Origin of the sequence: Roseovarius sp. Pro17 (genome assembly GCF_035599575.1) — a bacterium.
In the GTDB taxonomy this organism is placed as follows: Bacteria; Pseudomonadota; Alphaproteobacteria; order Rhodobacterales; family Rhodobacteraceae; genus Roseovarius.
Genome location: NZ_CP141179.1, coordinates 3,551,693 through 3,563,643 on the forward strand (window position 1 = coordinate 3,551,693; position 11,951 = coordinate 3,563,643).

Consider the following 11,951-nt stretch of genomic DNA (forward strand, 5'->3'; position numbering starts at 1 on the left):
CCGATAAGGAGATGACCAAATGACACAGAAAACCTTCGCCTTCTTTCCCGAGGCCGCATTCGGCCCTGCGCTCAATTCCGTCGGCATCGCGCAAGCGGTCGAACGCAAGGGGCACAAGGTGGTGTTCCTGTCGGACCCCGGTTTCGTCGATATCTATAAGGATTACGGCTTTGAGGCGCATCCTGTGAACTTGAGCGAGCCGATGCCACCCGAAAAGATGGCCAAGTTCTGGGAGGACTTCATCAACAGTCACATCCCGAACTTTCGCAAGGCGCCAATCGACCAGTTGGACAATTACGTCAAGGAATGTTGGGAGGCGATCGTCGACAGCGCAAAATGGGCGGAAAAGGATTTGCCCGGCATTCTTGCGGACATAAAACCGGACGTTATCGCCGTCGACAACGTAATCCTGTTCCCCGCGATCAAGCAATACGGCGTGCCGTGGGTGCGTGTCATTTCCTGCTCTGAGAACGAGATCGAGGATGCCGCGATCCCGCCGCATCTGTCTGGCATGTCCGTGAATGACAGGGAAGGCCACGCCGCCTTTCGCAAGAAGTTCAACGAAGTGATCAAGCCCATCCACGACGATTTCAACGACTTTCTGAAATCCACCGGCGAAGACCCCTATCCCCTCGGCGAGTTCTTTGAACCGTCGCCCTATCTCAACCTGCTGCTCTACCCCGAGCAGATGAAATACGACCGCGCCGAACCGCTGGACCCAAAGACGTTCCAGTATCTCGAAGGCTGCGTGCGCCAGGACAAGCCGTATGAGGTGCCGACGTTCAAGAAAAACAACGACGGCCCGCTTCTCTATGTCTCGTTCGGCTCACTGGGTGCCGGGGATACCGATCTGCTGAAGCGGATCATCAAGCTGATCGGAGGCAGCCGCTACCGCGCACTGGTCAATGTCGGTGACTACGAGGCCGAATATTCCGACATCCCCGACAACGTCATCATCGGCAGCTGGTTTCCCCAGCCGTCGGTCATTCCGCAGGTCGATGCGGTGATCCACCACGGCGGCAACAACTCGTTCACCGAATGCCTATACTTCGGCAAACCGGCGATCATCATGTCCTATGTCTGGGACGGCCACGACAACGCCATGCGCGTTCAGGAAACCGGCCACGGCTTTCGCTCGGACCGCTATGAGTGGACCGAGGAGGAGCTGACGAAGAAAATCGAAGCCTGCCTGAACGATGCGGACATGGCCGCGCGGCTCAAGAAAACGAGCACGCATATGCAATCGCAAAACGGACAGGAAAAGGCGGCCAAGCTGTTGTGCGATCTGGCGGCGGCGCAGTTATGACCGACCTCAAATCATCCGCGCCCCATATCCACGGGGCCACCACTTACGGCGACCTTGCCGATTGGGGTCCGCAGCCCGATATGATTGAGGGGCAATCCCACTCGACCGGGCGCCTTTTGCACAAGGGGCCGAATAATTCACCCGAAACCGGAATCTGGGTCTGCACGCCCGGTAAGTGGCGCATTTCCGTGCCGCGCGACGAGTTTTGCCATTTCGTCGCCGGCCGTGTCACCTATCGCCGCGACGGCACGGACGAGGTGATTGAGGCAGGCCCCGGCACCTGCGTCATGTTCCCCGCTGGCTGGGAAGGAACGGCTGAGATCACGGAAACGCTGCGCAACATTTACATGCTTGTCTAGAGAAGGAATAATCCGATGAAAGCACCGATCATGCAAAATCCGCTCGACGTCACCGACACGGTGGATTGGGGCGTTATCCCGACGATGATCGAAGGGACCAGCCACGTATCCGGCAAGGTCCTGCACAAAGGGCCGGAGGGGCAAAGCGAATGCGGCCTCTGGATCTGCACCCCCGGCAAGTGGGACTGCCATGTGACCTCCGACGAGTTCTGTCACTTCATCGAGGGGCGCTGCACTTACGTCCACGAGGCGGGCGACGTGATCGAAATCATCCCCGACACGGCGGCGTTCTTCCCCAAGGATTGGAAGGGCATCTGCACCGTCCATGAGACCATTAAAAAGGTCTACATGATCCGATGATTACTGTGCCGGCCAGCACCCTTGCGCCCCCTGCCGCCAGCTTTCTGGCGGCTGAGGGCCATGGCGATGCGCAACTGACCCCCTTCACGGCAGACGCGTCCCCCCGCCGCTATCACCGGCTGGAGGGGCGCGGCCTGATCCTGATGGAGGATCCCAGCGATCCGGTGGGATATGCCGCGTTTCTGCTGCTATCGGCACATCTGAATTCCCTCGGCCTGTCGGCGCCCCGCATAATGGCACGCGATAAGGCGAACGGCCTGGCCTTGATCGAAGATCTGGGCGACGCGACCTATACCCACTGCCTGAAAGCGGGCGAGGATGAGCGCACGCTCTATCACCTTGCCGTCGATACGCTGCTGCACCTGCACCATGATCCAAGCGGGTCTGACGTGGGCCAGCCACGCTACGACATCGAGGTAATGCTAAAAGAGTTGGCGATCTTTGCCGAGTGGTTTGCGCCTGCCATAAGACCGGAACTGGATGCCAATTTCGCGCGCGACTGGCGCGCGCTGTGGAGGGCAGCGCTAGCACCTGTAGCGGACAGGTTCGACACGCTCATCATGCGCGATTTCCACGTGGACAACCTGATGCTGCTGGACGATCGAAAGGGCATCGCCCGCTGCGGCCTGCTGGATTTTCAGGATGCCGCCCTTGGCCCTTGCGAATATGACCTCATGTCGCTGCTGCAAGACGCGCGGCGCGATTTGGCGCCGGGGCTGGAGGACGAGATGCTGGCGCGCTACCTCGAAAACGCCCCGAAACATCTAGGAAATGCTGCGGATATCCGCCATCGCTACTACATTCTCGCTGCACAGCGGCACGCGCGTATTCTGGGCGTTTTCGTGCGGCTCAATCAGCGTGACGGCAAACCGAACTACCTCAAATGGATGCCCCGCGTTGCGCAGCAATTACGCACTGCGTTGGACGACGCACAGCTCACCGATATCTCAGCACTTCTGGGCGCGCATCTGCCCGAATGGCAATCCCGTGCCGCGACGATTTCGCCACAAACAAACTCCTGAAAGGACGCGACACATGTCCGATGTCACTTCGCCCTGCTATTATCTCTCCCCCGATTTTCATCGCAGCAAAGGCGCGGCGCATGATGTGATCGACCCCGCTACTCTGGAGGGAGTCGCGCAGCGTGCCAGCGTCACGACGGATGAGGTCGAGACCGTTCTTGACCGGGTAAATGCTGCGCAGAAAAGCTGGGCCAAAACCGATGCCAAAAGCCGCGCAGCGGTGCTGCACAGGTTGGCAAACCGCATCGAGGCGCATGACATGACCGCCTGCGCCATCCTGATGAGCCGCGAGATGGGCAAACCCTATCCCGAGGCCATTGGCGAGGTCGCAAATTGCGCGCCCATATTCCGCTATTACGCCGAAATGGCCCGCGACGAGGCGGGCAAGGTGGCGGGCACGACGCAGATGGGATCGCTGCAATTCGCCCGGTATGAACCGCTGGGCGTTTCTGTGCATATCATGCCCTTCAACTTCCCGATCCTGCTGATGTGTTGGACCGTCGCCGCGTCACTGGCCGCGGGCAACGGCGCTATCATCAAGCCTGCCGAAGCGACGACTCTCTCGACGCTCGAATTCATGAAGGTGTTTTCAGACATGCCCGAGGGCCTCGTCGCCTGCCTGCCCGGCGGTGCGGAGGTGGGCCGCGCGTTGGTCGACAGCCCGAAAACTCACGCCGTCGCCTTTACCGGGTCGGTCAAGGCAGGACAGGCCGTGGCCGAAGCCGCCGCACGCCGGCTGAAGCCTGCGGTGATTGAGGCAGGCGGATCAGACCCCATGATCATCACCGCCCATGCGCCGATCGACATCGCCGCTGCCGGGGCCGTCACCGGTGCATTCCACATGTCGGGGCAGGTCTGCACTTCGACCGAGCGGATGTATGTCGTGGATGCAGTGCATGACGACTTTGTCCGGGCGTTCGTTGCTGAGACGCAACGCCTGCGCATCGGCAATGGCCTGCAGAAATCTGAGATAGGCCCGTTGGTCAGCGAGGCCGCCCGCGATAGGGTAAAGCGGCTGGTGGATGATGCCGTCGCGCAGGGTGCCAAGGTGGAATGCGGCGGGCACATCCCTGAGGAACTGGAAACCGGCTGGTTCTACGCCCCTACAATCCTGACGAACTGCACGCCAGACATGGCGATCCTCAATTCAGAGGTCTTTGGCCCTGTCGCCGCCATCGTGCGCGTCCCAGATTTCGACACTGCCATCGCAATGGCGAATGACAGCGAATTCGGCCTTGGCGCGTCGGTGTTCACCACCGATCTTGCCGAAGCTCACGAAGCGTACGAGCGGCTAGAGGCGGGCATGGTCTGGATCAACAATCCGATGATCGACAACGACGCGCTACCCTTCGGCGGGTGGAAAAATTCGGGCATCGGGCGCGAACTGGGGCGCATGGGCCTCGACACGTTCCGGCGGTCCAAAATGGTCATCATGGATCACAACCCCGTGCGACATGACTGGTGGTACCCCTATGACGACGACTGGTTCCTTGAGGAAGGCGGGCGCAAGCATGTATAGGCTGGTCCCATGACCAAATACGCCGCAGCCAAGCCCGCGCCTAATTGGCGCGAAACCGTCAGTGATCCTGTAACCGCCGCCCCGCTGGACGGCGATATCGCCTGCGATCTGGCCATCGTCGGTGGTGGATTCTCGGGCCTGTGGTCCGCGATCAAGGCGCGCGAGCGGATGCCGGATGCCCGCATCGTCGTGCTGGAGGGCGACCAACTGGGCAATGCCGCCAGCGGGCGCAATGGCGGTTTCTGCGCGCCCAGCATCTCGCACGGGGTGGGCAACGCCGTCGCGCGCTGGCCGGGCGAGGCCGAGACGCTGGTTCGACTGGGGCGCGAGAATCTTGATGGGCTGGAGGCAGATCTAGAAACCTACGGCATCGACGGCGAATTCGTGCGCAAGGGCAAGCTGAACGTCGCGGCGACCAAATGGCAGGCCGAGGGCCTGCGTGATATGCAGGCCAATTACGCCCGCTTTGGCATCGAAACGCAGTTTCTGGAGGGCACGGAGCTGGACGCGCGCTTTGACACGCCGCGCTATCACGCAGGCCTCTTCGAGCCGAATTATGCGCTGGTAAACCCCGCCAAGCTGGTCGATGGGCTGGCCAAGACCGCCATCGCGCTCGGTGTGCAGATTTTCGAGAACACCAAGGTCTCGGACGTCGCCAATGCAAAAGATAGCGTGCGCCTGACGACAGGCACCGGCACCGTGACGGCCAAACAAGTCATCCTAGCCACCAACGCCGCCGTGCCACTGCTGAAACGGTTGCGCCCGGCGATCATTCCGATCTTTGACTATACCTTGATGAGCGAACCGCTGACCGACAGCCAACTGGCCGCCATCGGCTGGCAAGGGCGCTATGGCATCGCCGACAGCGGCAACCAGTTTCACTACTTCCGCAAGACGGCAGACAATCGCATCCTCTGGGGCGGATATCACGCGCTCTATTTCTACGGCAGCGGTCGCGGCGAGGAATTGTATCAGAGGGACGAAACCAACTCTGTAATCGAAGCCAACTTCCGCGACGCGTTTCCCGCGCTGGGTGATATCGGCTTCTCGCATCGCTGGGGCGGGATCATCGACACCTCCGCGCGCCTTACGACCTTCGTTGGGACTGCGATGGGCGGGCGGGTGGCCTACGCCGCCGGGTTCTCGGGACAGGGTGTGTCGGCCACACGCTTTGGCGCGCTGACAATGCTGGATCTGCTCGAGGGCAAAACGACCGAGCGCACGACCCTCAAGATGCTAAGCAGCCGCGCCGTGCCCTTCCCGCCGGAACCGCTGCGCAGCTTTGGCGTGAAATGGGCGCAAAGGGACCTCGCGCGCGAGGATGCGACAGGGCATCGCTCGCTCTTTCTTAAAACGCTGGACCGGTTCAACATCGGCTTTGGTTCATAGGAAATATACATGCCCAATCCATCCCACGTGATCGCCTTCGACAAATCGGTTCCTGCGCGCGAAAGCGTCACAGACGACCCTGCCGTCGTCGATACGCCCTATCGCAGCACCAGCTGGCGACATTTTGCAAACGACGCCAAGGGCGCGACCGCCGGGATATGGGAGGCCGAGCCGCATCTGGAGCGGTGCAAATGCGACTATGACGAGATGTGCCATATCCTAGAGGGCGAGGTGCGTCTGACCGACGCGGCGGGCAATGCCCAGACGTTTAGCCCCGGTGACAGCTTTGTCGTGGCAGCAGGCTTTGACGGGACGTGGGAAAATCTGACCCGTGTGCGCAAGGTCTTCTTTATTCTCGCGTGAGCCACATCAACTGCGCACGCCGGGCCGCAGGCGCAGCAACCAGATGAAAACCAGCGTCATGACCAGAAACATCAGGCTGAACGGGCTGGTGACAAAGATCAGCGGATCGCCCTGCGACACGATCAGCGACCGGCGCAGGAATTCCTCCAGATACGGCCCCAGGATCACGCCCATCAGCATCGGCACCACCGGATAGTCGAACCGGCGCAGCGCGAAGGCAAAGATGCCAATCGCCAGCGCCATCCACATCTGGAACCCCGAAAAGGATGACGCATAAACCCCCGCCATCGAGATCAGTGCGATGAACGCATAGAGCACGCCGCGATTAATTCGTGCCAGCCGCAAATAAAACGGGCCGAACGCGATCACCGACACCATGACGAATATCGATGCGACAAAAAGTGCCGCGAACATTGGCGCGATGGTGGCCGTGTGGTCGACCAGCAAACCGGGACCGGGCACAAGGCCATGGATCAACAGCACGCCGAATATGATCGCCGTCACCGCATCGCCCGGAATCCCCATCGTCAGCAGCGGAATGATCGCCCCGCCGCACATCGCGTTGTTGGCCGATTCCGATGCGGCCAGCCCCTCGTGCGAGCCTTGGCCGAATTCCTCCGGTCGCTTGGCCGTGCGCTTGGCCTCTGCGTAGGCGATAAAGGATGCCATGGCAGCACCGCCGCCAGGCAACATGCCGATCAGCACGCCGATGACCGAACTTTTGATATAGAGGAACGCGCCGATCTCACGGATGATACTGAAATCGGGGATGAAATCACGGTGGCGCAGGCGCGGCAGTTTGGCCACCGCAACGCCCATGGCATTGCGCGCCGGGGTCGCGGCCTGAACCAACAGTTCGCACACCGCGAAAAGGCCGATGACGGCGGGCAAGAGGCCAATCCCCTCGACCAGATGATAACTGCCGAAATCGAACCGCCCCTTGGGAACCATCGGGTCGATTCCCACGGTCGAGATCATCAGCCCCAGCGTCATCGCGATGATCGCCTTCCACAGCGACCCGCGCGCGACGATGGTTACGGTGACGACCGCCAGCAGCACCAGCGAGAATTTCTCGGGCGTGCGGAACAGCAGCGCCAATTCGCTGATCGGCTGGGCCAGCAGCATCAGCACAAGCGCGCCAATCATGCCGCCTACCGATGATGCGAACGCGTCGAGGCTGAGCGCCTGCGCACCCTGCCCCTTCTTCATCAGCGCATGGCCGTCGATACTGGTGATCGCACCCGACGGCGCGCCGGGAATGTTCAATGTGATCCCGGTGATCGAACCTGCATAGATGCCCGCCATGTAGATGCCCATCACCATGATCAGCGCATTCACCACCTCCATCCCGAAGGTGAACGGCAAGAGCAGCGCAATCGCCAGCGTGGCCGTCAGCCCCGGTATTGCGCCGAATAACAGACCCAGCAGGAAGCCACCGACCAGATAGAGGAACGGCCAAGGCGTGAAGAGGACCGAAAAACCGCCGAGAAGATCGAGCATGATCTAAAAGCTCCAGGTCGGTAGCGAGAGGCCGAACAGCTTGACGAAGAACAGCCAGCAGAAACCTGTGATGATCGCTGCCGTGATGGCGGCGATAAGGACAGAGCGCAGGGGTCTGCCGCTCTCCTCATAGTCGAAGTAAAATGCGACCGCGAAGGTATAGGCGCCTGCGGCGACGAAATACCCGACCCGCTCCAACCCAACGGCGAAGCCCACGGTAAAGAGCGCGACGACCAGCGGCCCAATCAGGCCGACGGCAGGCACATGATCGGACTGGGCCGCCCGTGCTACGGCTTCGCGACCCTTGCGCAGCTCTTCGATCAGGATGCGGCCTGCGGCCAAATACATCACCGCGCTTAGCACGATTGGCAGGAACGATGCACCCGGCTCAACCCCCTTGGCGAAGGGCAGGCCCAACTTGAAAATCTGGCTGGCATAGACCGTGGTCAACACCAGCAGCAGCATCGCAAAGATCGCTTGGCCGTTGGGGCGGGCAGAGCCGGTCATGCAGGACGATCCTTTGCGAGGGGTAGATGGCGGGGCCGCGCGCCCCGCCGATCCGTCATTTCTCGAGGATACCTTGCTCGACCAGATTGTCGATCAGCGCGAACGCCTTCTTCTGCGAGACCTCGACATAGGCGGTCGTCTCTTCGCCATCCATCCAGACCGCGCCCATCGCCGTTTCCTCGGCGCGTGCCTGAAACTCGGGCAACTCGAACACCTCGGCAAAGCCTTGCTCCAGCACCGCGCGCTGTTCGGGATCGATCCCCTTGGGCGCGGCGATCAGGCGGAAACTGCCCCAGATCACGTCGTAGCCCAGCTCCTTGAAGGTCGGAACGTCAGGCAGGAATTCGCTGCGCTCTGTCCCCATGACGGCCAGAACGCGGGCCTGCCCGGATTGCACGGCAGCATAAACCGCCGACGCACTTAGCGACGCCGCGTCCGTCTCGCCCGACAACAGCGCCTCACGTTGGGGGCCCGAGCCGTCGGGATAGGGAACATGGTTTACCTCAATGCCGGTCGCATCCGCCAAATCCAGCGCGGGCAAGTGCCACACACCGCCACTGCCGACGTTCGAGATCGACAATTCGCCGGGCGCGGCCTGGGCCGCTGCGATGAAATCCACAAGCGTCTGATAGGGCGAGTCGGCGTTTACGGCCAGCACAGTGGGGTGAACCGTGACCGACCCCAGATAGGTCAGTTGGTCGGTGTCATACCCCGGCACGAGGCCGTAGTACGGCACGGTTATGACGCTATCCCAAGTCAATGAGCCAATGGTGTAGCCGTCGGGCCGCGCCTTCATCAGACGCAGCGTGCCAATCCCGCTCTGGGCGCCGGTTATGTTCTGGGTGTTGATCCCGGTGCCCAGTGTCTGCTCGGCGAAGTTCATGAAGGTGCGCATCACCGTATCGGTGCCGCCGCCCGCGCTCCATGGCATGATGTGGCTCAGATCTTTGGCAGGATAGTCCTGCGCGGTTGCGCCCCCACCGAAGGGTAGCGCGAGGGCAAGGGCCGCTAAGGCGACCTTTCTGCGTGTGAAATTGATCATCTTTATTATCCTTTTCCCTGTCGGTTTTCAGGCACGCCCCATCACTGGGACGCACTACTCAGCCCATCCAGCGGCGGACGGGGGCCTTGGCTTCTTCCAGCGGCTGGCAGACGATATCGACCAGCGTCGGGCCGTCATGGGCAATGGCCTCTTTCAACACGCCCTCCAATTTGGCGGGGTCTTCGACCTTCCACGATTTGATACCATACGCGGCCGCGACTGCAGCCTGATCGGTGCGGTTGAAGTCGACATTATAATAGCGCGCATCGCAATCGTCATGCTGGCTGGCCTTGATCCAGCCAAAGGCTGAGTTGGAAAATACAATGTAGGTGATCGGCGCGCGGCAGCGCGTGACAGTCTCCAGCTCGCCGCAGGTAAACCCGAATGATCCGTCGCCCATCAGCCCGACGACCTTGCTACCCGGTCGTCCGAACCACGCACCCAAGGACGCCGATAGCGCATAGCCCAGCGCGCCATGCGCGCGGTTGGTGATGAAGTGACGGCCCGCTTTGGGCAGGGTGTAATAGGCCGAAAAATAGGGGCAGGATGTGCCGGGATCGGACACGATGGTCGCATCATCCGGCAACACGCGCTGCAACGTCGCGATGATCCTTTCGGGCCGGATTGGCGCCTCATCCGACTGAGCCAGCGCGTCGAACTTGTCGAACTTGCGCTTGCGGATATCGGCCACGGCAGCGGCACCGCCAAAGGTGCTGGTGCCCTGCTCGCGGCGGTCCAGTTCGGCGTTCATTGCATCCAGTGTCATGCGCAGATCACCAACGACGCCAACCTCAGTCGGCAGGACGGCACCGATGACCATCGGATCAACGTCGCAATGCACGACCCGCGTGCCGGGCTTCGGCGCCTCCCAGCGCGAGGTGGTAGTCGATCCTGCTCGGCATCCCATGAAGACGACCAGATCGGCGGCTGCCATCGCCTCCCACGTCTCGTCCGTGCCACCGTTGGAGCCTACGACGCCAAGGCAGTTGGGGTGCGTTTCCGCGAGGCTGCCCTGACCCGAAATCGACGTGGCGACCGTGATGTCAAGCCTCGTGGCGAGGCGGCTGAGCGCATCCATCCCGCCTGCAATGACCACGCCGCCACCGCACACGATCAGCGGCGATTTGGCCGACAGGATCGCATCCAGCGCCGCCTCAACCGCGCCCTGCTCAGGCCCGGTGCGATAGGCTGGATAGCTGGTCAATTGCGGATCGGCCCAGATGTCGTCACTGGGCACATCGTCATATTGGATGTCATAAGGCAGACCCAGATGCGCCGCGCCCGAGCGGCCCGTCGTCATCGCGCGAAACGCCTGACGCACCATGCGCGGAATGTGATCGGCGCGCTTGATAACCGTGTTCCATTTGGTCAGCGGACGCATCAACGCCTCCTGATCCACCTCGGTCAGCGGATAGCGCCCATAGCTGGCGACAGACACGTCGGTGGTAATGCCCAGCACGGCATATGAGCTTTCGTTGGCCTCTATGAGGCCGGGCAGAATATAGGTCGCGCCCCCCCCCGACGGCCCCTCGCACACGCCCACGCGGCCAGTGACCCGCGAATAGCCGTCGGCCATGTAGGTCGCGCTGCGCTCGTCCCGTGTCAGGATATGCTGGATCGGGTGATCCAGCTGCAGCATCGCATCATAAAACGGCAGCGTCGTGTCCCCGCACAGGCCGAATATATGCCTCACGCCATGCGCCTCAAGGCTGCGCACCATCGCCTGCGCGCCGGTTAGGGAATTGCTCATGATCGCTCCTAATTGCGGCAGTGCGGGGTGGGCCCGGTTACTGTATACAGCACAATATGCAGAACGGTGTGCAAATCAATTGCTTTTATCCGTATGCCGTTTAGCGTGGGTGTGCTGGCCCGTTTCGAGGCCGATCTGCAAGGCACCCGCATGGACCAAGATACCGGCGCGGTTGAGCGCGCCTACCGAAAGCTCAAGGAAATGGCCGCCAGCTTTGAGTTCAAGCCGGACGAGAGGCTGAATGAAGGCGCTATTTCTGCTCAATTGTCGATCAGCAGAACTCCGCTGCGCGAGGCGTTGAACCGCCTGACTGCCGAAGGGTTCCTGACGTTCAAACGCGGTCACGGCTTTCACTGCCGCTCGCTCAACCCGCCCGAAATCATGGACCTCTACGAGGCCCGCGCCGCGATCGAAAGCCAGGCCGCGCGCCTCGCTGCGCGCCGCGCCGATCCGACGGCGCTGGCCGAAGTGCAGGCCTTTCTGGAGCAATCCGAGGCCGGGTATACCCCCGGGGCCTCCCCAGTTGAACTGGTGAGGCTAGACGAAGCATTCCATCGCCATATCGCCCTGCTATCACGCAACGGCGAATTGGTGCGCCTGCTGGATAACGCCGCTGCGCGCATCCACTACATCCGCGTAATTGACCTGCAATTGCTGAGTGAGCGGGATGGCACGCCAGCTATCACCACCCAGCCCCATGCCCGCATCCTCGCCGCCGTCGCGGCAGGCGACGAGGACGGCGCGGCGCGCGAAATGGATTGCCACATTTCGCGCAGGTTGGAGGAGGTGACGCTGAACGTGCGACTGGCCTTTTCGCGCATCTACGCGCCATAG

At 61.6% G+C, this 11,951-nt stretch carries 12 protein-coding genes; 8 read left to right on the plus strand and 4 right to left on the minus strand.

Going from position 1 to position 11,951, the window contains the following annotated elements; translation table 11 throughout:
• Positions 1-19: 19 nt before the first annotated feature.
• From U3654_RS17165 to U3654_RS17195, 7 genes are read left to right on the plus strand one after another with little or no spacing between them, the layout of a single operon-like run.
• Positions 20-1,306, plus strand: a complete 1,287-nt coding sequence (locus U3654_RS17165; RefSeq protein ID WP_324752744.1) for a glycosyltransferase — start codon at positions 20-22, stop codon at positions 1,304-1,306.
• Positions 1,303-1,665, plus strand: a complete 363-nt coding sequence (locus U3654_RS17170; RefSeq protein WP_324752745.1) for a cupin domain-containing protein — start codon at positions 1,303-1,305, stop codon at positions 1,663-1,665. Before U3654_RS17165 ends, U3654_RS17170 begins: the two co-directional genes overlap by 4 nt.
• A 15-nt stretch (positions 1,666-1,680) precedes the next feature.
• The gene (locus tag U3654_RS17175) at positions 1,681-2,025 is read left to right on the plus strand and encodes a cupin domain-containing protein (RefSeq protein WP_324752746.1); all 345 of its coding nucleotides are present in this window, start codon (positions 1,681-1,683) and stop codon (positions 2,023-2,025) included.
• Positions 2,022-3,047 (plus strand): aminoglycoside phosphotransferase family protein, encoded by a 1,026-nt coding sequence (locus U3654_RS17180; protein WP_324752747.1) that lies wholly within the window; start codon positions 2,022-2,024, stop codon positions 3,045-3,047. Before U3654_RS17175 ends, U3654_RS17180 begins: the two co-directional genes overlap by 4 nt.
• Positions 3,048-3,060: 13 nt before the next feature.
• On the plus strand, positions 3,061-4,566 hold the full coding sequence (locus tag U3654_RS17185; protein ID WP_324752748.1) for an aldehyde dehydrogenase family protein: 1,506 nt from the start codon (positions 3,061-3,063) through the stop codon (positions 4,564-4,566).
• Positions 4,567-4,575: 9 nt separating this feature from the next.
• Positions 4,576-5,955 carry an FAD-dependent oxidoreductase gene (locus U3654_RS17190; protein ID WP_324752749.1) on the plus strand — a complete coding sequence of 460 codons (1,380 nt, stop codon included), beginning with the start codon at positions 4,576-4,578 and terminating at the stop codon, positions 5,953-5,955.
• 9 nt (positions 5,956-5,964) lie between these two features.
• Positions 5,965-6,318, plus strand: a complete 354-nt coding sequence (locus U3654_RS17195; RefSeq protein ID WP_324752750.1) for a cupin domain-containing protein — start codon at positions 5,965-5,967, stop codon at positions 6,316-6,318.
• Positions 6,319-6,324: 6 nt separating this feature from the next.
• Here the strand turns inward: U3654_RS17195 and U3654_RS17200 are convergent, their stop codons facing one another.
• From U3654_RS17200 to U3654_RS17215, 4 genes are read right to left on the minus strand one after another with little or no spacing between them, the layout of a single operon-like run.
• Positions 6,325-7,818 carry a tripartite tricarboxylate transporter permease gene (locus U3654_RS17200; protein ID WP_324752751.1) on the minus strand — a complete coding sequence of 498 codons (1,494 nt, stop codon included), beginning with the start codon at positions 7,816-7,818 and terminating at the stop codon, positions 6,325-6,327.
• Positions 7,819-7,821: 3 nt separating this feature from the next.
• On the minus strand, positions 7,822-8,325 hold the full coding sequence (locus tag U3654_RS17205; RefSeq protein ID WP_324752752.1) for a tripartite tricarboxylate transporter TctB family protein: 504 nt from the start codon (positions 8,323-8,325) through the stop codon (positions 7,822-7,824).
• Positions 8,326-8,380: 55 nt separating this feature from the next.
• Positions 8,381-9,367 (minus strand): tripartite tricarboxylate transporter substrate binding protein, encoded by a 987-nt coding sequence (locus tag U3654_RS17210; protein WP_324752753.1) that lies wholly within the window; start codon positions 9,365-9,367, stop codon positions 8,381-8,383.
• 58 nt (positions 9,368-9,425) lie between these two features.
• The gene (locus U3654_RS17215) at positions 9,426-11,117 is read right to left on the minus strand and encodes a thiamine pyrophosphate-binding protein (protein ID WP_324752754.1); all 1,692 of its coding nucleotides are present in this window, start codon (positions 11,115-11,117) and stop codon (positions 9,426-9,428) included.
• Between the two features lie 93 nt (positions 11,118-11,210).
• On the opposite strand from U3654_RS17215, the gene U3654_RS17220 reads away from it, so the two are divergent.
• The gene (locus U3654_RS17220; RefSeq protein ID WP_324752755.1) at positions 11,211-11,951 is read left to right on the plus strand and encodes a GntR family transcriptional regulator; all 741 of its coding nucleotides are present in this window, start codon (positions 11,211-11,213) and stop codon (positions 11,949-11,951) included.